This window comes from Gallaecimonas mangrovi (assembly GCF_003367375.1).
GTDB classification, from domain to species: domain Bacteria; phylum Pseudomonadota; class Gammaproteobacteria; order Enterobacterales; family Gallaecimonadaceae; genus Gallaecimonas; species Gallaecimonas mangrovi.
In genome coordinates, this window is the sequence record NZ_CP031416.1 from 536599 (window position 1) to 557494 (window position 20896).

19 protein-coding genes and 3 tRNA genes are annotated in these 20896 nt (G+C 53.8%); 7 read left to right on the forward strand and 15 right to left on the reverse strand.

Annotated features, from left to right (window positions below):
* The first annotated feature begins 54 nt into the window (after window positions 1-54).
* Entirely contained in the window at window positions 55-1044 is a 990-nt protein-coding gene (locus DW350_RS02550; RefSeq protein WP_115717351.1) for an aldo/keto reductase, read from the forward strand.
* 24 nt (window positions 1045-1068) lie between these two features.
* Here the strand turns inward: DW350_RS02550 and DW350_RS02555 are convergent, their stop codons facing one another.
* The 4 genes from DW350_RS02555 to epmB all read right to left on the reverse strand — a co-directional run bounded on the left by DW350_RS02555 (window position 1069) and on the right by epmB (window position 4987).
* Entirely contained in the window at window positions 1069-2583 is a 1515-nt protein-coding gene (locus DW350_RS02555; protein ID WP_115717352.1) for a GGDEF domain-containing protein, read from the reverse strand.
* Between the two features lie 47 nt (window positions 2584-2630).
* Window positions 2631-3515: a dienelactone hydrolase family protein gene (locus DW350_RS02560; protein WP_115717353.1), complete on the reverse strand. Its 885-nt coding sequence runs from the start codon at window positions 3513-3515 to the stop codon at window positions 2631-2633.
* 129 nt (window positions 3516-3644) lie between these two features.
* On the reverse strand, window positions 3645-3971 hold the full coding sequence (locus DW350_RS02565; RefSeq protein WP_115717354.1) for a prephenate dehydrogenase: 327 nt from the start codon (window positions 3969-3971) through the stop codon (window positions 3645-3647).
* Complete coding sequence (gene epmB, locus DW350_RS02570) at window positions 3968-4987, reverse strand: EF-P beta-lysylation protein EpmB (protein ID WP_115720534.1); 1020 nt, start codon at window positions 4985-4987, stop codon at window positions 3968-3970. Before epmB ends, DW350_RS02565 begins: the two co-directional genes overlap by 4 nt.
* 35 nt (window positions 4988-5022) lie before the next feature.
* On the opposite strand from epmB, the gene efp reads away from it, so the two are divergent.
* A complete protein-coding gene (gene efp, locus DW350_RS02575) occupies window positions 5023-5589 on the forward strand; it encodes an elongation factor P (RefSeq protein ID WP_115717355.1) in 567 nt (188 codons plus the stop codon).
* A gap of 53 nt (window positions 5590-5642) precedes the next feature.
* Here efp and DW350_RS02580 read toward each other — a convergent pair whose 3' ends face one another.
* Genes DW350_RS02580 through DW350_RS02595 form a run of 4 tightly spaced genes read right to left on the reverse strand, consistent with a single transcriptional unit; the run spans window position 5643 to window position 8891 of the window.
* Entirely contained in the window at window positions 5643-6365 is a 723-nt protein-coding gene (locus DW350_RS02580) for a HugZ family pyridoxamine 5'-phosphate oxidase (RefSeq protein ID WP_192954784.1), read from the reverse strand.
* The gene (locus DW350_RS02585) at window positions 6355-7137 is read right to left on the reverse strand and encodes an ABC transporter ATP-binding protein (protein ID WP_115717357.1); all 783 of its coding nucleotides are present in this window, start codon (window positions 7135-7137) and stop codon (window positions 6355-6357) included. The genes DW350_RS02580 and DW350_RS02585 overlap by 11 nt, the downstream gene beginning before the upstream one ends.
* Window positions 7130-8134 carry a FecCD family ABC transporter permease gene (locus DW350_RS02590; protein WP_115717358.1) on the reverse strand — a complete coding sequence of 335 codons (1005 nt, stop codon included), beginning with the start codon at window positions 8132-8134 and terminating at the stop codon, window positions 7130-7132. The genes DW350_RS02585 and DW350_RS02590 overlap by 8 nt, the downstream gene beginning before the upstream one ends.
* Entirely contained in the window at window positions 8121-8891 is a 771-nt protein-coding gene (locus DW350_RS02595) for a heme/hemin ABC transporter substrate-binding protein (protein WP_115717359.1), read from the reverse strand. The genes DW350_RS02590 and DW350_RS02595 overlap by 14 nt, the downstream gene beginning before the upstream one ends.
* Window positions 8892-9075: 184 nt before the next feature.
* On the opposite strand from DW350_RS02595, the gene DW350_RS02600 reads away from it, so the two are divergent.
* Window positions 9076-9456 (forward strand): DUF805 domain-containing protein, encoded by a 381-nt coding sequence (locus DW350_RS02600; protein ID WP_115717360.1) that lies wholly within the window; start codon window positions 9076-9078, stop codon window positions 9454-9456.
* 120 nt (window positions 9457-9576) lie between these two features.
* Here the strand turns inward: DW350_RS02600 and DW350_RS02605 are convergent, their stop codons facing one another.
* The 7 genes from DW350_RS02605 to rsgA all read right to left on the reverse strand — a co-directional run bounded on the left by DW350_RS02605 (window position 9577) and on the right by rsgA (window position 19109).
* Window positions 9577-11856: a TonB-dependent receptor gene (locus tag DW350_RS02605; protein WP_115717361.1), complete on the reverse strand. Its 2280-nt coding sequence runs from the start codon at window positions 11854-11856 to the stop codon at window positions 9577-9579.
* Between the two features lie 61 nt (window positions 11857-11917).
* On the reverse strand, window positions 11918-12211 hold the full coding sequence (locus tag DW350_RS02610) for a hypothetical protein (RefSeq protein WP_115717362.1): 294 nt from the start codon (window positions 12209-12211) through the stop codon (window positions 11918-11920).
* Between the two features lie 94 nt (window positions 12212-12305).
* The gene (locus DW350_RS02615) at window positions 12306-13013 is read right to left on the reverse strand and encodes a glycerophosphodiester phosphodiesterase (RefSeq protein WP_226911372.1); all 708 of its coding nucleotides are present in this window, start codon (window positions 13011-13013) and stop codon (window positions 12306-12308) included.
* 13 nt (window positions 13014-13026) lie between these two features.
* A complete protein-coding gene (locus DW350_RS02620; RefSeq protein WP_115717363.1) occupies window positions 13027-16272 on the reverse strand; it encodes a mechanosensitive ion channel domain-containing protein in 3246 nt (1081 codons plus the stop codon).
* Window positions 16273-16343: 71 nt separating this feature from the next.
* Window positions 16344-17204, reverse strand: a complete 861-nt coding sequence (locus DW350_RS02625; RefSeq protein ID WP_115717364.1) for a DMT family transporter — start codon at window positions 17202-17204, stop codon at window positions 16344-16346.
* Entirely contained in the window at window positions 17204-18052 is an 849-nt protein-coding gene (gene asd / locus DW350_RS02630) for an archaetidylserine decarboxylase (protein WP_226911373.1), read from the reverse strand. The genes DW350_RS02625 and asd overlap by 1 nt, the downstream gene beginning before the upstream one ends.
* 28 nt (window positions 18053-18080) lie before the next feature.
* Window positions 18081-19109 (reverse strand): small ribosomal subunit biogenesis GTPase RsgA, encoded by a 1029-nt coding sequence (gene rsgA / locus DW350_RS02635; protein ID WP_115717366.1) that lies wholly within the window; start codon window positions 19107-19109, stop codon window positions 18081-18083.
* Between the two features lie 67 nt (window positions 19110-19176).
* Here rsgA and orn point away from each other — a divergent pair, with 67 nt between their 5' ends.
* The 4 genes from orn to DW350_RS02655 all read left to right on the forward strand — a co-directional run bounded on the left by orn (window position 19177) and on the right by DW350_RS02655 (window position 20284).
* Window positions 19177-19725, forward strand: coding sequence for an oligoribonuclease (gene orn / locus DW350_RS02640; RefSeq protein ID WP_115717367.1), 549 nt, complete (start codon window positions 19177-19179; stop codon window positions 19723-19725).
* Between the two features lie 101 nt (window positions 19726-19826).
* A tRNA-Gly gene (locus DW350_RS02645) sits at window positions 19827-19901 on the forward strand.
* A 160-nt stretch (window positions 19902-20061) separates the two neighbouring features.
* A tRNA-Gly gene (locus tag DW350_RS02650) sits at window positions 20062-20136 on the forward strand.
* A 73-nt stretch (window positions 20137-20209) separates the two neighbouring features.
* Window positions 20210-20284, forward strand: a tRNA-Gly gene (locus DW350_RS02655).
* The last annotated feature ends 612 nt before the right edge of the window (window positions 20285-20896 follow it).

Here is a 20896-nt window from a genome sequence, read left to right on the forward strand (position 1 = left end):
TTATCGTGAAGCCAAAAACAAAGATGCTGTGGTTAATCAGCAGTGGAGGTTGAGATGAAAACACGTCAATTAGGGCAAAATGGCCCACAGGTGAGCGCTCTGGCACTGGGCTGCATGGGAATGAGTGAGTTTTATGGAAGCCGCGATGATGGCGAGTCACTGGCAACCTTGGATCTTGCCTTGGAAAAAGGCCTGAATTTTTGGGACACCGCCGATATTTACGGCCCACACAACAACGAAAAGTTACTGGCGACCGCCCTAAAAGGCCGCCGTGACCAGGTTTTTTTAGCCAGCAAATTTGGCATTGTGCGTGACGCCAATGACGCTAAAAAAAGAGGCGTTAACGGTCGTCCTGAGTACGTTAAAAGCGCCATTGAAGGCAGCCTTAAACGCCTGGGCACTGAGCATCTGGACCTTTACTATCAGCACCGCATGGACCCAGATGTCCCGGTAGAAGAAACTGTCGGCGCCATGGCGGACTTGGTCAAAGAAGGCAAGGTGCGCTTTTTGGGGTTAAGCGAAGTGGATGCCCAAACCCTGGCCCGAGCCCACAAGGAGCACCCCATTAGCGCCGTGCAAAGTGAATATTCTTTGTGGACCCGCGACCCGGAAAAATCGGTATTGGCGAGCTGCCAACAGCTTGGGGTGGCCTTTGTGGCATACAGCCCCTTGGGCCGCGGCTTCTTAAGTGGCGCCATTCGTAGTATTGACGATTTTGAAGCCGACGATTTTCGCCGTTTTAACCCGCGTTTTCAGGGCGAGAATTTTCAGCGTAACCTCGCGTTGGTGGATGCGGTCAATGATTTGGCTAAAGACAAAGGGGTTACCCCGAGTCAGCTGGCTTTAGCGTGGCTACTGGCTAAGGCCGAACACGTTATTCCGCTGTTCGGTACCAAAAAACGCCGTTATTTGTTGGATAACATTCAAGCGCTTGATGTCAGCCTCAGCCCGCAGGAGTTAGCAGCCATTGATGAGGTGTTTCCTGCTTCCGCCGTTGCTGGCAGCCGCTACAGTGCAGAGGTAATGAAGTTACTGCCACAATAACGGTAAGCCCAAAAGGCCAGCGGGTTATGAGCTGGCCTTTTTGTCGCTCTTGTGCTGGTACATGCTGGCATCCGCCTTGGCTAATGCCTCTTCTAAGTTATCTTCTGCATGCAAGTAGTAGGCGCCAACACTGCCGCTGACGGTAAATGTTTGGCCTGCTACCTTCAGCTGCTTTAAGCGGTGTTCCAAGGTTTCCACTTTGGCCTTGGCAATGCCGATACTGGCATCGCTGATAAAGGCCACAAACTCATCCCCGGCGTAGCGACCAATAATGGCGTTTTTGCCCAGGGTGCTGGTCAGCATTTTGGCCACTGCCTTCAGGGCGTCGTCACCGGCTTGGTGGCCGAAGCTGTCGTTAATGTCTTTGAATTTATCCAAATCAATAAACAATAAACTGTGCTGCTCTGGCTCGGTTTGTTGCAGGCTTGCGGCGGCCTGCCAGCCGGCCCGGTTAAGAAGCCCGGTTAAGGGGTCGGTGTTGGCCTGGGTTACGGCATGCTGGTGCTCTTCGCGCAAGATGGCTAAACGTTGGCTAACGAGGGCCGCCAGCATTAATGCTTCAACGGTCGCGGCAATGATCATCACGTAATAAGAGATATAAGACGTGGTATTAAAATGGCTTTGCCGCAGCAGCATGCCTATCAGCAAAATACCTAACGCCAGGGTTACCCATACGGCATCGCGGTCTTTGTGTTTAAGGCGCAGCGCCGTCATCACCAGCAACGACAAAATAACGACAATGGCTAAATAGTTCAGCAGGCTATTGGCTGTGCTTTGGAAGATATGGCTGGTGCCGGTGGTCAGTGCCAACGCCAGCATCGTAAAACCGGGCAACAGTACCGTGAGTTTAAGGGCTTTGGGGTAATGGCGATGAAGCTGCATCATCCTTGAGAAAAAAGCACTGCCGGACAGCACCGCCAGTGACGACCAAAAAATAGCCGGAATGAGGTTTTCATTGTTGCCGGTGATCAGCAGTGGTATGCCTTCTTGCAGTGATAAAAAAACCGCCAAACTCAAGGTATAGAGGCTGTATAGGGAGAAAAGGCTGCTTTTGAGGCGAATGCCCAGCAGCAGGTTGTAAAGCACCAAGGTCAGCGCCAACCCAAGATACAAAAACATCACGCAGCTGTGCCAGATATTGCTGAGGTTGAACTGTTTGGCGTCGGCCAACCAAAAGGTCAGCGGCCGGGCAATATTCGAGCGCAGCGTCAGCACACCATGGCTATCGCCTCTGGGAAGCAGGTAGGTCAAACGTTGATTGCGCACCGGTTCTAGCAACTGGCCGTTGAGTTGCAACTGGTAATGCGATAACTCCAAGGCGCGGATCTGTAAAAAACTGCTATCGGTGATGTTCTTGCAATCGACAGCAATATGGCTGTTACCGGCATCAATAAAGAGCGCCGACATTAAGCTGCTCTTTGTTGCAGCCTTACTGCTGTGCTGGCCGTTACTGAGGGTACATTGGCCAGCCCAAACCGAGGTGGTTAGCAACAGGCTGGTAAGCAGTAGAGTCAGGTTAAACAACAGCCGCTGAGACATAACGATGTTCTTGTTCTCGGTTTTAGGTGTTATGGGCCGCTGGCCTCTTAGCCCAACTGCTTGGCAAAAAAGGCCAGGGTTCTTGACCAGGCAAGCTCGGCAGCTTCAGGGGTGTAGCGGGCCGTAGAATCATTATGAAAGCCATGGTTGGTGTTTTCATAAAAAAAGGCCTGGTACTGGGCACCGTTTTGTTTGAGCGCTTGCTCATAGGCGGGCCAAGTGGCATCAACGCGTTTATCAAGGCCGGCAAAATGTAGCATTAAAGGTCCTTTAACGTTATGGCGTAACGGCTCTGCCGCTGGGGTGCCGTAAAAGGGCACCGCTGCTGCTAATGGTGGCGCCAGGCTCGCAGCAAGCATGTTGACGATGTAACCGCCAAAACAAAAGCCAACCGCCCCTAACTTGCCGTTGCTGCGGGGGTGCGATTTTAACATTAGCGCCGCGGCAATGAAGTCTTCTTCCATCTTTCCTTTATCCATGCTGGCTTGCATGGCCCTGCCGTCATCGTCATTGCCTGGGTAACCGCCCAGCGGATAGAGCGCATCGGGGGCAAAAGCCAGGTAACCGGCTTTTGCCAAGCGCCTTGCCACATCTTTAATGTAGGGATTAAGGCCGCGGTTCTCGTGCACCACTAACACCGCTGGCAGTGGCTTTTCATCCGTTTGTACGGGCGCTGCCAAATAGCCTTGGCCTTCGCCATAGCCCTTTGGAGAATCAAATTTTAGGTAGTTCGCTTTAATGGCGGGGTCGTTAAAAGACACTTGCTCGGCATTGGCATAGTTGGGGAGCAGTGCCGAGGTTAAGGTTGCCAGGGAAAACCCCAGCGCCGCTAAGCCTGTCAAACGCTGTATAAAGGTGCGTCTGTCTATGAGGCCGTGGGCGTATTCGTCGTACCAGTCAAAGGCTTCTTGCGGGATGGGGCGCTGTTCCATGTCGCTCTCCGGAAAGGTGTCCATTTGTATATAAAAGACACTATGACCAATGGCGACAAAAGCAACAAGCTATCAGTTTGTTATTCGCGGCAAGGTGCGCCTTTTGAGGCACCTTGCCGCAGCCAGGGCTTAATCGGCTTGCTTACTGACTGTTTTAAAGCGGGCCAGGGTTTGCAGCAGCAAAGCCAGTTTACGGGTAAGGTTTTGCACGGCCTGATTAAAATCAGCACTTGCTTCCAGGGCGATTAGGTCTTGGCCAAGCTCTTCTACATAAGGCTTAAAGCGCACCGCTTCAGTATTAAAGCCGGAACCGGGTTTAAGCACCGACTCAAACTGCGCCAGGTTTTCGCTGGCCAGGCCGTTTAATACCGTGTCGGCGTCCAGCGCCTGTTGGTAGGCGGTTTTAATGCTGTCACGCAGGTGGCCAATAACGGCCTGCTGTTGTGGGGTGCTCATAGCTGTAAATCCAACAAAGTTTTACCGGGTTTTCCTGGCTCTTCACGGGCCAGGCGGGGAATAAGGTAGCCCGAGAGCCGGGCATTAAGTTGGCGCATGATAACGCGCGCGCGCTCATCGGCCACCAGAAAATGCGCCGCGCCTTGTACCTTGTCGAGCTGGTGCAGGTAATAGGGCAAGATGCCGGCGGCGAATAAACGGTGGGAAAGCGTGACCAGGGTGTCAGCATCATCATTGACCCCTTTTAGTAGCACGCTTTGGTTGAGCAAAGTGACATTGGCGGCGCGAAGGGCAGCGCAAGCTTTGGCTAAATCGCTGCTGACTTCATTGCCGTGGTTAATATGCAGCACTAGGGTGACCGGCAAACGGCTACAGGCCAGGGTATCTAAAAAAGACTGGTCAATTCGGCTGGGGATCACCACCGGCAAGCGGCTATGTATGCGCAACAGCTTTAAATGCGTAATGGCATTAAGGCGTTCAAAAAGCCAGGCCAGTTCTTCGTCTTTCGCCATTAACGGATCGCCGCCGGAGAGGATCACTTCTTCTATTTCTGGCCGCGAGGCGATGTAGTCAATGGCACCTTGCCAGCTGGCTTTGTTGCCGGGGTTGTCGCTGTAGGGAAAATGGCGGCGAAAACAATAGCGGCAATTGACCGCGCAGCCACCTTTTAAGATAAAAAGCACCCGGCTTTGATACTTGTGTAAAAGTCCGGGCACAGCCGCGTCTTGCTCATCTAACGGATCGGTTGAAAAACCGGGTGTTTCGATAAATTCGCGGCTATCGGTCATGACTTGGCGCAGCAGTGGGTCGTCAATATTGCCCCTTTCCATTAGCGCCAAGAAAGGGCGCGGCACGCGCAGGGCAAACAGGCGGCGAGCGCCAGCACCTTCAGACCAGTTTTTCGGGTCTAAAGCCAGGTTTTCGGCCAATGTTTTGGGGTCAGAAATGGCGGCTTTGAGTTCATCTCGCCAGCAAAGCTCCCACATCGGCGCTTTTGCGGTTATTATTTGCGGCATTAAAGTAAGCGACAACAGATTGTATAGAGGCAAAAATGGCGTCCTATAGTACCAACGAATTCAAAGCCGGTCTCAAAATCATGCAAGACGGCGAGCCCTGCAACATCATCGATAACGAACTGGTTAAACCCGGCAAGGGCCAGGCTTTTAACCGCGTTCGTATCAAGAAGCTTATCTCCGGTAAGACCTTGGAAAAGACCTTCAAATCCGGTGAAACCGTTGAAGGCGCTGACGTAATGGACATGGAACTGGCCTATCTGTACAACGACGGCGAGTTCTGGCACTTCATGAACAACGAAACCTTTGAGCAGCTGGCTGCCGACGAAAAAGCGGTAGGTGACAGTGCTAAATGGCTGGTTGAGCAAGACATCTGCACCCTGACCCTGTGGAACGGTGCCCCAATTGCTGTAACGCCGCCGAACTTCGTTGAGTTGGAAATTACCGAAACTGACCCAGGCCTTAAAGGTGACACCGCTGGTACCGGTGGTAAGCCTGCTACCCTGACCACTGGCGCCGTGGTTAAGGTGCCGCTGTTTATTCAAATTGGCGAAGTGGTGAAGGTTGATACCCGCTCTGGCGAATACGTTTCGCGCGTAAAATAAGCCGCTACTTCGTAAAAAGGCCGGCAATTGCCGGCTTTTTTTATGGCGTAACCTTAGGCGGCGCGGCTTTGCTGGGTAAGTGCTACCAAGGCCTTGCGCACTGCCATGGCATCCATGGCGTTATCATCAAAAGCCAGCAAACGGGCGCGCTCTTCACCTTCAAGGCGCATCAAGCAGCCTTCTGGGTGAATAGACAGCAGCTCTGCCGCCCGGCTTTTACCGAAAAAGTGCTTGGCCATGGCTTTAATGGCGTCGTGATGGTCCTGGTGCATGTGCGCAATCATGTCTTGCTCTGCACTTTTATCCCACTGGCCAACGGCGTCTTGCCATTCCTGGCGTTCCAGCCAGAAAATCTTGCCGAAGCCGCCAATATAGCGAATACGTTTGGGAACGAGGCGCCAGACGGCGAAGTCGTGCGCATCGCGGTAACCGGCAGATTCGGGAAAGTGCGTGCAGTAAAGGTCAAAAGCATTGCTGCCTTCGGCATCGGCCAACTGCACGGCGTCGCCCAGTACTGTGACCCGGCCCTGGGTGTTTTGGTCGGCATCAAGGGTTTGCTCGAATACCGTTACCGAGCATTTCGGGTCCATATTGAGGTTACGGCTGTGCTGGGCAATATCAGAAATAAAAATCAGTAAACTGCCGTCGCGGTCCAGCACAAAGGGCGTAACCGAACCAAAGGGATAACCGGGCAGGGCTTTGGAATGGGTGGCGAGCACGCCGGACTGAATTTTTAACAGCAGTTCGCGGGCTTGGTGCACAGCGCTATGACGCATGGTGTGAAACTCCAACTTGGGCTTGCCACAGCAAGGTCTCTGTCCCTTGCAGGCGGTGGCTAGACATGGGGTGATTATAAAGTCGGCTGGCAAGGCTATCGCTAAGCTCAACAGGCGGCACATCGGCCAGCAGTCGGCCCGCTTTGAGCAACAACAGTCGACTGGCATATTGGCAGGCCAGATTAAGGTCGTGTACCACCCAAAACACTAAGGTTCCTTGGGTACTACACAGTGCCTTAACCTGAGCTAACAATTGGTGTTGGGCCGCCAAATCTAAGGCGGCGGTGGGTTCATCTAACAGCAACACCGGCCGTTCGACCTGATGCAGCTGGCAGAGTACTCGGGCCAGATGTAACCGCGCTTTTTGGCCACCGGATAATTCCGTTAAGGGCCGCTTGGCCAGTGACTGGCATTGGCAGCGGCTAAGCCAATGCTCCCTCGCCGCAAGGCTGCGGCGGCTTGATTCCATAAAAGGGGCCCGGCCAAGGGCAACCAGCTCGGCGCCGGTCATGGCGGCTGGACACTGGGGAGCTTGTCCCAGAAAAGCCCGGCGCTGAGCCAACTGTGCCAAAGACCAGTGCGTTAATGGGCAACCATCTAAGTAAATTGTATTTTGCTGTGCATCGGCTAACTGCTGCAGCAAGGTCGATTTTCCGGCGCCGTTTTCGCCTAACACGGCAATCAGCTCGCCGGGGTTGGCGCGAAAGTTAATATCCCTAAGCAGCCATTGACCCGAAGGAAGACGATATTGCAGGCCGCGAGCTTCAAGCATGTTGCCTCCTTAATAGGTATAAGAACACCGGTGTGCCAATTAGTGCGGTAACAATGCCTACCGGCAGTTCCTGAGGGGCAACGAGGGTTCTGGCTAACCAGTCGGATAACACCATCAGCATTGCCCCGCCCACTAAACTGGCTGGCAGCAATACCCGGTTATCGGTGCCCAGCAGCATCCGGCATAGATGTGGCACCACCAAACCCACAAAGCCGATAACGCCGGTAAAAGCCGTTGCGACCGCCACCAATACCGACACCATCAGCAGTAGACGCCGCTGCATTTTTCTGACGTCCACCCCAAGGGTGGTGGCGTCGCGTTCGCCCAGTAGCCAAAGGGTTAACCCCAGCCGCCAAGGCCAAAGCAGCGCCAGCGCCAGCAGCATCAAGGGGCTAGCAATGATGAGCTGTGGCCAACTGGCGCCAGCCACACTGCCTAAGGTCCAGTAGGTCATTAATTTCAGACTGGACTCATCGGCAATGTGGCTCAAAAGACCCATTAGCGCGCCGGTTAGGGCATTGACGCCAACACCGGCCAAAATCAAATGGGTAATGGAAAGCTCACTGCCGCGATAGGCAAAACGGATCACCACAAAGCCGGTGATAAGGGCACCAACAAATGCCGCCAGTGGTAGCCGCCACAACGGCGAGAGTCCCCAGTCCAAATGCAAGGTAATGGAAGCCAGCGCCGCCAGCGCTGCACCCGAAGACAGGCCAAGCAGGCCCGGATCGGCCAGAGGGTTACGGCAAAGCCCTTGCAGTACGGCGCCGCTTACAGCCAGCGCGCCACCGACCAATATCGCCAGTAACAGTCTTGGTAGCCGGATTTGCTCCAAGGCTAGGGCCGCCGGGGTTAAACCGTCGCTATGCCGGGCCGTGAGGTAGTGCCACAGCAGCAGGGGATCGGAGCCAGCAGGCCCGGTTGATAAGCTCAGCCACGTCAGTAGCACCGCCACCAGCAACCAAGGCCAGCGACGCTGACGTCTAATCCAGTGCATGGCGAAGCGCCTCAACAGCGGCAACAACATGCGGCCCCTGGGACATCACTAAGGTGGCGGGTAGCGCCCGAACCCGGCAGCGAGACCCCATCAGGCTCAAAGGTTGTTGCTGACAAAGTTGCTCTGGGTGGGCGCTGAGGTAATTGGGGATCAATACCAAGTCGACCTTGGCCAGCAACATTTCTTTTGAAAAAGGCTTATAGCCTTGTTGGCTGGCGGCCACATTGGTTAGCCCTGCCAGTTTCATCAAGGTGTCGGGCCAGGTTTTTTGGCCGGCGGCAATCAGCCCACGGTCGCCAACACTTAATAGGAACAGTACACGAGGATGACGATTTAACGGCGCCAAAGAGTCAAGCTGGGCCTGGATTTGGCTAACTAAAGCTGCGGCCTCTTGGCTTTTGCCAAGCCACTGCCCCAGTAGCTCGATGTGTTGATAAAGGCCCGTCAGATCAGGTGCTTGTGGCAGCTGCCGTACTTTCACGCCGCTCTCGCGCAATTGTTTGAGTACTGCCGCCGGGCCCGTGCCGGGGGCGGCCCACAATTCGGTGGGCTTGAGGCTCAGTACCCCTTCCGCGCTTAACTGGCGGAAGTAGCCAAGCTTGGGGTAGTTCCCTTTACTGGTGGAGTCGGTGCCAACAATGAGCCCTTGGCCACCCAGGGTTTCAACAATTTGGGTGACGCTGGCACCGGTGGTCACAATCCGGGGAGCGGCTAAGGCGCTAAGTGGCAGTAGCAGTAACCATAACAAGGCCTTCATGGCAGATCCTTTGATAACCTCTCAAATAAGAATTATTATCATTTAAGCGTTATCTGTCTACCATTTAAGAGATTGTCCACAGATTTTGCAGAAATAGCCGCTTCATATAGATGAATATTTTCGGTTAAATTCTTAGCCGTTCACCGTGAACGGACTTGCTTGTTAATGAAAAAAGGATGTTGTAATGGATAACTATCTTGCTGCGTTTCGTAAATATGCTGACTTTTCCGGCCGTGCTCGCCGCCAGGAATATTGGATGTTTGGCCTGTTTAACTTGCTGATCATTGTGGCGATAATGGTATTAATACAGGTGACTCAAGAACCGCGGTTAGCCATTATCGAATTGGTCTATGCGCTAGTGGTTCTGATCCCAAGTTTGTCTTTAACGGTGCGCCGTTTACATGATACCGGCCGCAGTGGTTGGTGGATTTTGATTCAAATGATCCCGCTGGCCGGTGGCATTATTTTCTTGGTGTTCATGTGCTCTGATAGCCATCCTGGCACCAACCTGTATGGCCCTAACCCTAAGGGCATCAGTAACGGTTTAAGCGCTAACGCGGCTTAAAAAAAGCCCCCTGCTTGGGGGCTTTTTTATGTCTTGGGCGTTGATAACGATAACGCCGCCCGCATCGCCGTGGTGCAATAAAAAAGCCGGCCCTTAGGCCGGCTTTTTCGAGGGTCACATTTAGAAGCTGTAACGCACACCCAAGGTGAGGTTACGGCCCGGTAACGGTACCGCATCTTTCAAGAAAGAGGTGGCAGGACGGGCTTCTTTATCCAGCAAGTTGTCGCCTTTTAAGTAAACGAACAAGTCGCCTTGGCTTTGATACACGTGGTAGCCCACAGAGGCGTTAACCAGGGTGTAGCCGGCGGTGTCGGTTTCGTTTTCGGCGGTTTTGCTTTGTTTGCTGTAACCGGTGGCACCCATGTCAGCATGCCAGTCCTGGTAGTCGAAGTTCAGGGTGGCACCAACACGCAGTGGTGAGATGCGTGGCAAGTTGCCGCCATCGTCCAGTTTGCCGCGGGTGTAGTCGCTCATGGCATCAACCGACCAGTAATCGCCGAACGGCACATTTACTTTGGCCTCAAAGCCGTACAGGGTGGCATCACCTTGGCTGAACTGATAAACCGGCAGACTAGGATCTTCATCGTTACCCATATCGGCAGCGGTTAGGCCGGTGTCGTGCTCATAGTAGTAGTTGCTGACCTTGTTGTAATACAGGCTCAGGGTACCGGACCAATCGCCGTCAAACTTGCGCAGGCTCCAGTCGATGTTATTGGCGGTTTCTTTTTTCGGGTTACCGGAATCGGCAACAACGTCACCGCCGTTGATGTTATACAGCGAACCCACTTCGAAGGTACGCGTCGCATCGTGCGGGCCGTAGCTGTATAGCTCTTCAGCTGTTGGGCTACGTTCGGCGCGGCTTAAAGACACGCTCATGTTGTAACCCGGAGTAAAGTCCCAAACGGTACCGGCAGACAGGCTTAAATCGTTGTCGTTGATATCGGCAGGGGTGTACTCGTTATCACCGGCAGCACTTTCCAGGTTCATTGAGCTGGACTTGAGCTTGTAGTTTTCCAAACGGCCACCCAGTTGGTAACGGAAGTTACCCACTTGGCGCTCTTGCACGATAAAGGCAGCGGCAGTATCGGTTTTGGTGTTCGGGGTCAGTGCTTCTTCACCGTCGATTTGGTAATCGCGGTGCGTCAGGTGCGCGCCGACAACGCCTTGCCATTCACCCCATGGGTTGTTGGCCAGGGTGATACGGCCTTCGCTGAACTTGTTGGTAAAGACGGTATCAGGGTCACCGTTTTCCAGTTCGGCGTGTTCGTAGTGGGTGTAGCCACCGTCGAATTTCACGCTGGAGAAACCAGCAAAAGGATTGTTGAGGCCGGCGTGTAATTGATAAGCGGTTTTACGCATATCAATGCTGACCGTTGGGTCGTCGGCATCTGTGGTGGTTGGCGGAATACCGTATTTGTTGACGGTGCGGCTACCGGTTACACCTACATAACCGTTGTCACCGGTGTAACCACCGCCAAAGCCATATTCTTCGAGGCTAAGCTGGCTGTTGCTGAGCTTGCCTGACGGGTTAGGTTCGCCTTCGATAGCGTCGCCAGGAATGTCTTCGTCCTGGGCGTGACGGGAAGTACCGTCAACATGCCAGTAGTATTTACCGTTACCGGTGTTGAGGTTAGCAACCGCGGTTTTGCCGTTATCAACGGTGCTATAGCGGGCGGCTAAGCTGCCAGTCATGCCGTCGATAGGGGTTTCGCTGTAGCGATAGTCTACGACGTTAACCACGCCACCAATGGCACCGTTGCCGTACAGCAAGGTGGCTGGGCCGCGCAGAATTTCGATTTGTTTGGCGGTGGTCGCTTCGGTGGTTACCGCATGGTCAGCAGACACGGTGGAAGCATCACCTACCGCCAGGCCATCTTGCAGCACTTGCACCCGTGGGCCGTCCATACCGCGAATGATCGGGCGGCTGGCGGCAGGGCCGAAGTGTGAGGCTTGTACGCCGGGCTCGTTTTGCAGGGTGTCACCCAAAGACGGCGCGGTGGATTTTCGCAGGGCATCTGCAGACAGCACCGATACCGGAATAGCGCTTTCCAGTTCCGTACGGCCCAGTGGGGTGCCGGTTACAACGATGTTTTCAACGTTAACCGCAGACAGGGTGAAGTCTTTAGTCAGGCTGCCGGTGGTGGTGTCAATTTCTGACTCTTGGTGAGCGTACTGGTCAGCGCCGGCATGCAGGTGCAGGTGGCTATTGTCGGCTACTTCCAGGCTGTAATGGCCTTTGGCATCGGTAATGGCTTTGGTGGCAGAACCGTCGGTAGATACGGCTGCGCCTTTAATGGGGTTACCGGAGGCATCAACAACGGTACCGGTAACGGTAGCCGCAAACGCAGGTGTCACAACGCCAGCAGCAGCCAGCGCCAAATATAATGGGGCAAATTTCATGTCGTCTGTCCTTAAAAACAGCAAATCTCTAAGACGAATATTTTTTAAAGGTTGTTATTGTTCAGGACAGAGCAGGCGGTCCCCGCACCGGCATACGGCGGCTCGGGTTTAATTGTGGTTTGGTGTAAGGCAGTTGCCGGGCAGCAACCAAAATGGGTGCCGGTGGGCGAACGGTAAGGCTAAAGCTAAAGCCAATATCGTTGTGGCCGGCGAAATTACATAGCTGGCAGTTATTTTGGTCGCGGGTCAGGCTGTGCTTGTCTGCATGTTCCAACGCAAAACCTTGCACTGCCACTAGCCATACGGCGAGCAGCAGCCATAACCAAGGGCGGCGCTGGGGACGGAGCAGAGTCATAGCGTATGTTATTACCTAACAGGGTTGATAACGATACCGACTTGCAACTTAACCGTCTACCCTAAGACGTTACTAATTATTTCCATCAAGCCATTTAGGTGACGTGGCTATGCAGCCATTGGCGGCTGCGGGCGGGGAAGTTACTAAAAATGCCATCAACGCCAAGCCGGGCTAAGCGGTGAATATCTTCAGGTTCGTCAACGGTATAGACATAAACCTTAAGGCCCATGGCTTGGGCTTCAAAAACCAGATGCTTGTCTACAAAGCTGCAATCGAGGTGCAAAGAAAACACCTTCAGTGGCCCCATCATGCTGGCCAACTCCAAGGGAATATGGCTAATCAAAAGGCCAATGGGCCAGTCGGGTTTGATGGCTTGAAAAGCGGCAAGTTGGCGGTGGTGAAAGGAGGAAATCAATAAGTCTTCGGGTTTCCAGCCGAGCTCGTTAACTGCCTTTTCAAGTAATGGCACCAGCACCGGCAGTAAATCGTGGGCTTTGAGTTCCAGGTTCAGCTGGCAGCGCCCGGCGCAAAGTACTAATACCTGCCAGAGGGTCGGAATGGGGTTGCCATCTCCGGCATCCACCGCGGCCAGGCTCTCAGGTGTTTGATTTTCCAAAAGGCCTTGGCCGTTTAGGGTGCAGTGATGCAACCAGCGGTCGTGGAGGATGTAAATCTCATCCTGGTAGCGCTGCAAATCCAGCTCTATCGCTTCGGCGCCTTGTTCCAGGGCCAGTTTAAAGGCGGTCAGGGTGTTATCACTGGCCTCACCGGAAGCGCCGCGATGGGCGAATATTTTCATCATCTTGTGGCGCTCATCAGGGCTTTAAAGGCGCGGGCATCGGTTGTTGCATTGCCACGTCCATTTTTGGCCAAGCCAAATCGATACCTCGGGCTTTGAACTGGCGATGGATGTCGCTGTAAAGCGCATGGCAGGTGCGCAAGCGGTTGTCGGTATCGCCAACATAGGCCCGCAGTTCGAAGTCCAAAGAAGAAAGCCCAATACCCAGCAAATAGGCGGAGGGTTCCGGATCGTCCAGCACCATATGACATCGCTGCGCTGCCTCCAGCAACAACTGTTGTACCAAATCGGTATCCGAGCCGTGATTAACACTGACCCGGATAATAAGCCGGGTGGTGGGATCGGAAAGCGACCAGTTCACCAGCTGCTCGGTGATAAAGGCCTTATTCGGCACAATGATCTCTTTGTGATCCCAATCCACGATGGTGGTGGCACGGGTGTTAATGCGGGTTACGGTGCCCGAAAGATCGCGAATGGTCACGGTGTCGCCAATACGAATGGGCTTTTCAAACAAGATGATAAGCCCCGAAACAAAGTTGGCGAAGATCTCTTGCAAACCAAAACCCAAACCTACCGTTAGCGCCGCCACCAGCCACTGCGCCTTGGACCATTCAATACCCAACAGGCCAAAGGTTGTGGTCACGCCCACCACAATAACCAGGTAACGTGACACCGTCGTGACGGCAAAGCCGGTACCGGGGCTCAGTTTCATGCGCTGCAGTACCGCCAGTTCCAAAAGGCCAGGCAAGTTGCGGCTGCCAATCACAGTGAGCATTACCGTTAACAATGCCCAAATCACCGCCATCAACGTGACCGGCACTTGCTGCTCTTCACCATCAATAGTGGTGGTGACATCCCAAAGATTAATGCGCTCAAAGTACGACAGGGAGTCGTACATCGAGGACCACAGCACCACTAAACCAATGACACAAGCCAGTTTGAACAGGGTGCGCATCAGGGCGATGGACTGGCTGGAAATGGTATCGATATCAATCAGCGACTCTTCCGACGGTACTTCCGGGCCAGGCTCGCTTTCCTCGTCGAGTTCTTTGTTGCGCTGTGCCAGCAATTCAGCTCTTTTTAACTTGGCCTGGGCAAAGGCGATTTTGCGCCGTTCAATCAGCAGCGCCCGTTTTGACAGGTAATAGGCAAAACCAAAACCGCACAACATCAGCAACGAGACTTGTTCTAACCACAACAATTGCTGGGCGGTGTAGTAATAGCCGGTGATGGCCAGTACCAGAGCCGTTGGTGGCAGGGCAATAGAGACCCACCAAAGCAGGTGGTGCCATGGCCGCGGTTTCAGCCCTTTTTCAAGGTTATAAACCAGCAAGGTGCGGTGTTTATACAGCTGCTGATAAAACACCGTCATACCAGCGGCCAGCGCCAAAAAGGCCAAACGGCCAAGACCTTGGCGAATGGCTTCGTCGTTTTGCAGCTGGCAAAACACCATCAGCATTAACAGCGGCGTGGCTATCAAGGCCAGGCGGCGTACTAACAGCCGTAAGCGATGAATGCTGGCCGCCCGCCAGCGAAAGTGCGCCTGTAGAATGCCTTCATCGTCGGTGAGGTTACGCATGGTCAGCCAAATGGCGGTACCCAGTGCCCCACTTAACAGCGCTGCCGACAATGCCGGTTGATTGTCTTTGGCCATCAGGCCCAGCACCAAAAATAACAGCGGCAGCGGTGTCGCGTAACCGAGGGTAAGGCCAAGGGCTTTAAAGGTGGTTCTGATGCTGTCGCGAGTCACGTTACCCACCGGCTTGGCCAGTTCGGCTAAGCGCCGGCGCAAGCGGTGGTTTTCAAGCCAGCGAATCACCGCTGCCAACACCAGCAGCCCCACCACTAATGCCACCAGTAGCGGGTGGTGAGTGACTTTAAATTCGTTACCGGCTTCCAGCTTTTGTTTGGCAAATTGGGCGCTATCGCCCACCAAGGAGGTTAACCAGTCCCAGCTTAATGGCCTGGCGTTGGGTATCCAAAACAGATGCCCCTCAATCAGGGTTTTTAGCTCGCCAACGGTTTTTTCGAGGTCGCCGGTCGCTATTTCGAGCTGAGTCAGGTGGTTTAGGTATTCAAAGGTGCGTTCAGACAGCTTTTTCAGCAATTTTTTGCGGGTGGAAAGCAGCTTTTTGGCTTGGGTGGCCTGTTTGTCAGACAGCTTGCTTAACGCATTGTCGGGGCTGGCTGCTTTTAGCTTTTGGTCGTACTCGTATTTGTCGATACGGGCCTGATTAATGGCGTTAATGAGTTGTTTGTGCTGAAAATTATGCGGCAGCTGGTCGTAGCGAATACGTAAGGTTTCACCAAAGGCGGCGCTGACTTTTAGCCATTCAATTTGCTTTTGTACCGAGGACTGATATTCCCGCCATTCCAGGTTTTGCTGCTTAACCTTACGTAACTTGGACAGCGCATCGACAATTTCATCGTTCAGCTCCGTCAGCTTGTCGGCATAACCGACACTTTGCTGGGCTAGCTGGTCAAGATAAGGGTTCTGATAATCCTTATCCAAACTTTCCATCAAGGTGCGTTGAATGCGGGCTTGGCGCTTGGCATTCAGGGCCGATTGAATGGCCGACTGCTGCGCCACTTTATCGGCAATTTTCAGGCTCAACAGTTCTTGCTGCACTTCCTTTAGCCGCAGGCGCTGGCTGGATGACGCATCTTCCAGTTCCAGCCGGTGGATCCAGGCATTGAGCATGGCGATTTTGGCTTGCAGCATCGCCATGCGCGCCTGATCTTGGGCGTCGGTGCCGGAGATGTTGTCCAGGGCGTCTTGTTGCTGGTTGAGTTCGTTGCGAAGGTTAGCCGCCTGCGCACTGCCTTGGCCAAGGCGGCTACTGATGCGGCTTTGCTCGCTGATGACTCTGTCTAGCTGGTCGTTAAGGCTTTGCTGGTCGGTGATGACTTCCGGCAAGGTTTGGTCGAGGCGGTCTTCGCTCCAATGCTGGTAGTCAGGCAAGGTTTGAGATTGGTACTGGGCTACCTCAGCTTCTTCTTTGGCGAGGGTTTTGGGGAAGTTGTCGATAACATCTTGGTACTGCTTGGCAACCTTTAGATGCTCGTCACGCTGTTCAAGCAACTGGGCCGCTTCGTTATATAACGCCGCTAACTGCTCGCTCTGGGCATCGCCAGCCTTCTTGGCTGCTTGTGCCTTGGTTTGCATCTGCACTTTGAGCAGTTTTTGAATGGAGGTGTTGGCCTGAGCCTGAGTGCCTAATAGCAGGAGCCCAATAAGGCAGATGCGCAGCAGTGCGGGCATGAAAACTTCCCTGAACTAATTCTTTCTCATCCTAGGGCTTTTTACCCTGACTCGCCAGCAATGGCGCGGAGTCAGGGCTTTTGAGAACGAGCCGCCAGGGTTTCAAATACAGCGGCGCTGACCACCAGCGCGCCGCCGACGAGCGTACGCCAATTTGGTATTTCATGCAGCACCAATGCCGCTAAAACGCTGGCGTAGATAGGTTGCAGACAGGAAATAAGCGCCACACTTTTTACCTTTAAGTTACCCAGCGCCTGGGCCAGCAAGGCATGGGGGGCGGCGGTAAAGCCGATGCCCAAAATCACCAGCAGGCCCCAGCCCCAAGCTGGCATGCTAAGCGCCGCCTGGCTTTGAAAGGGAGCCAGCACAATCATTGCCACCAAACACTGGTAAAACATCGCCTTAGGGCCAGAATGATGGCTGAACTGATGCTTGTGTAACAGGTTTCTGATGGTAAACAGCAGCGCCGAGAAAATGCCGAGCGCCACGCCCTTGGTGGTGCTGTTACCAAGGTTGGTGTCAGGCACAATCATCACGATACCGATTAGCACCATGACTGCGGCTGCCAAATCGCGGCGCTGCGGCAACTGGCGTTTGATAAGCGGTTCTAGCAGTACCGCCATCACCGGGTAGGTGAAAAAGGCAATCATCCCCACCGCCACCGTTGATACCTGCATGGATGCGAAATAGGTCACCCAGTGCAAGCTCACCACCGCGCCAAGTAACAGCGCCACGGCGTATTCGCGCAGGCTGCCTAATCGCAGCCGCCCTTTACTGGCCTTGACGACAACGGCCAAGGTAACGGCCGCTATCAGGCAGCGCAGCACTGTCATGTCTAGCGCGCTAAGGGGAATCAGCTTGGCAAAAAGCGCGGTGCCGCCAAACAGCAGCACCGCAATGTGCAGTTCCCAAAGACTACGGCGAGAGTGCATTAGCTGGGTTTGTTGGCGAAGGCGCCGCCTAGACGTGTTACCACGCCGGGTGCCAGTTCTTCAGTATATTGCACGGCGTTTTCAGCAAAGAGCAGCACCACGGTTGAGCCCAGTTTGAAGCGGCCCATTTCCTCACCTTTTTCCAGGGTGATGGGTTTGAGGTGGCGATAGTCCCAATGGCGCACTTCTTTGCCTGTTGGCGGTGTAACGGTGCCAGCCCAAACGGTTTCAATACTGGCAACAATGGTGGCACCGACCAGCACCAGCGCCATGGGGCCAACCTCGGTATCCCAAAGGGTGACCACCCGTTCGTTACGGGCAAAAAGCCCGGGCACGTTTTCGGCGGTCAAGGGATTCACCGAGAACAGATCTCCCGGTACATAAATCATGTCGGTCAAGGTGCCTTTTACCGGCATATGAATGCGGTGATAGTCACGCGGCGCCAAATAAATGGTGGCAAAGCTGCCGCTTTGGTACGGCGCGGCAAGTTCCGGCACACCCACCAAGGCATCACAGCTGTAATCGTGGCCTTTAGCTTGAATAATACGACCGGCGGTCACCGGTCCTAACTGGCTGACGGTGCCGTCTACCGGCAAAATAAGGTCGCTGCTGGCCAGCGGGCGCAAGCCAGGTTTTAGCTCACGGGTAAAAAAGGCGTTGAAAGTGTCGAAATCTTCCGGGCTTTCCAGCTTGGCTTCGCTCATATCCACTTTATAGCGATTGATAAAAAAGCGAATAAAAGCACGGGTTAACCAACCGGCACGGGCCGAAGCCAAGGCCCCGGTCAGGCGAGATAAGCCGTGTTGGGGAATAAGGTACTGCAGGGCAATTTTCAGTTGGTCAAACACCGATTTTTCCTTGTCTTTCGTTGGCGCTTTAGACATAGCTGGGGCGACTGTCTGCGAGTGAGTCGACGATGCGATGGTAACTGTCCAAACGGCTCTGGGCTAGTTTTCCACTTTTTACCGCCGCTTGCAGGGCGCAGCCTGGGTCAGATTTATGTTTGCAGTCGCGAAATTTACAGGTGCCGAGGAACTGCTGAAATTCCTTAAAGCCCTTGGCAATGGTGGTTTCATCTAAGTGCCACAACGCAAATTCACGAATGCCGGGGGAATCAATCAGTTCGCCGCCGCTTGGAAAATGAAAAAGCCGCGCCACAGTCGTGGTGTGCTGGCCAAGGCCGGAGTTTTCTGACACATCACCAACCTGTGCCTGGGCATCGGGCAGTAAGCGATTTACCAGCGACGATTTACCCACCCCAGACTGGCCGACAAAAATACTCACTTCATCTGCCAGCAGTTGTTGTAAAGCGTCCATACCTTCGCCTTCTTTAACCGAGACAAAAAGCACCTGGTAGCCAATGTCTTTGTAGAGCGCTAACTGCTGCTCGGCCGTTTGGCGGGCCCCTGGGTCAAGCATGTCGGTTTTATTGAGAATAATCACCGACTCCACCCCTAGGGTTTCTCCGGCGACCAAATAGCGGTCGATGATGTGAGTAGACAGTACCGGCACCACTGACGAGACAATACACATCTGGTCGATATTGGCGGCAACAGGTTTGATGCCGTCGTAAAAATCGGGGCGGGTGAGTACCGAGTGGCGCTCGTGTACCGCTTCAATCACACCGCTAATGCCCGCTAGCGCTTCGCTGCCGCGGCGCCAAATCACTTTATCACCGGTGACTAACGAATCAATGGTGCGGCGGATATTCAGGCGGTGTACCTGGCCATTGCTGTCTTCCACGTCGGCATGTTGGCCAAAGCGCGACAACACCAGCCCTTCCTCGGCTTGACCAAGCAGGGCGTCGTCGAACTGCACCTCGTCTTTTTTCTTATTAAGGCGCTTGGCCTGATTGGCTTTAACCCGGCGCTGTTGGCCGTGGGTTAGTTTGCTGCGTTTCGCCACTTTGCTCCTGGCTGCTGCTGGCACAAAACCCTATGATACACCGAGGTGAGCCGACAAAAGAAAACCCATGAGCAAAGATAATCTGATTTGGATCGATTTGGAGATGACCGGCCTGGACCCAGAGCAGGAAAGGATCATCGAAATTGCCACCATCGTTACCGACCAAGAGTTGAATATCTTGGCCGAAGGCCCGGTGTTAGCGGTGCATCAAAGTGACGCGCTGCTTGATAGCATGGATGAATGGTGTACCCGTACCCATACCGCCAACGGCTTGGTGGCGCGCGTCAAGGCCAGCAGTGTTTCTGAGGCTGACGCCGAGCAGCAAACCATTGCCTTTCTTGAGAAGTGGGTAGACAAAGGCGCATCGCCCATCTGCGGCAACACCATTGGCCAAGACCGGCGGTTTTTAGTGAAATATATGCCTGCGCTTGAAGCCTATTTTCACTACCGTAATCTCGATGTCAGCACCCTTAAGGAGCTGGCGCGGCGCTGGGCCCCGGACATTCTGGCTGGCATTAAGAAAAAGGAAACCCACTTGGCGCTGGATGACATCCGTGAGTCCATTGCTGAGCTGCGTTATTATCGCCAGCACTTTTTGAAAGTGCCCGCTGCCTAAAAAGGCGGCAAACAACATTTTAGGCTGTTGCGCCGAAGAAATTTTTAGGTACAATGCGCTCCGCTGTCGGGGAAGTCCGGCGGCGGCTTTTAAGCCACAATGCGGGAATAGCTCAGTGGTAGAGCACAACCTTGCCAAGGTTGGGGTCGCGAGTTCAAGTCTCGTTTCCCGCTCCAAATTCAAAGGTGGTTGGTTTTGTTAATCGACTACCAGGCGTGAGAATCGCGACGGTCGCGAGCCGAGTGTCGGCCCAGTCAGTCTCGTTTCCCGCTGAAAATTCAGAAAATATTGCGGTTAGATTCGCTATTTTCAAAAGTCGCCAATAGGCGCAACAATGCGGGAATAGCTCAGTGGTAGAGCACAACCTTGCCAAGGTTGGGGTCGCGAGTTCAAGTCTCGTTTCCCGCTCCAAATTCAAAGGTGGTTGGTTTTGTTAACTGACTACCAGGCGAAAGCTAAAAGTCGCCAATAGGCGCAATACAATGCGGGAATAGCTCAGTGGTAGAGCACAACCTTGCCAAGGTTGGGGTCGCGAGTTCAAGTCTCGTTTCCCGCTCCAAATACAAAAGGCCGTCCGAGTGACGGCCTTTTTGCTTATCGATATTCGCTAATACCAATAACTACCACGGTGTTCACAGTGCCAGCGGCAAGGGCCGCGAGCCGAATGTCGGCCCAGTCAGTCTCGTTTCCCGCTCCAAATACAAAAGGCCGTCCGAGTGACGGCCTTTTTGCTTATCGATATTCGCTAATGCCAATAACTACCATGGTATTCACAGTGCCAGCGGCAAGGGCCGCGAGCCGAGTGTCGGCCCAGTCAGTCTCGTTTCCCGCTCCAAATACAAAAGGCCGTCCGAGTGACGGCCTTTTTGCTTATCGATATTCGCTAATACCAATAACTACCACGGTGTGCACAGTGCCAGCGGCAAGGGCCGCGAGCCGAATGTCGGCCCAGTCAGTCTCGTTTCCCGCTCCAAATACAAAAGGCCGTCCGAGTGACGGCCTTTTTGCTTTTTGATATTCGCTAAGACCAATAACTACCACGGTATTCACAGTGCCAGTGGAAGGGCCGCGAGCCGAATGTCGGCCCAGTCAGTCTCGTTTCCCGCTCCAAATACAAAAGGCCGTCCGAGTGACGGCCTTTTTGCTTATCGATATTCGCTAATACCAATAA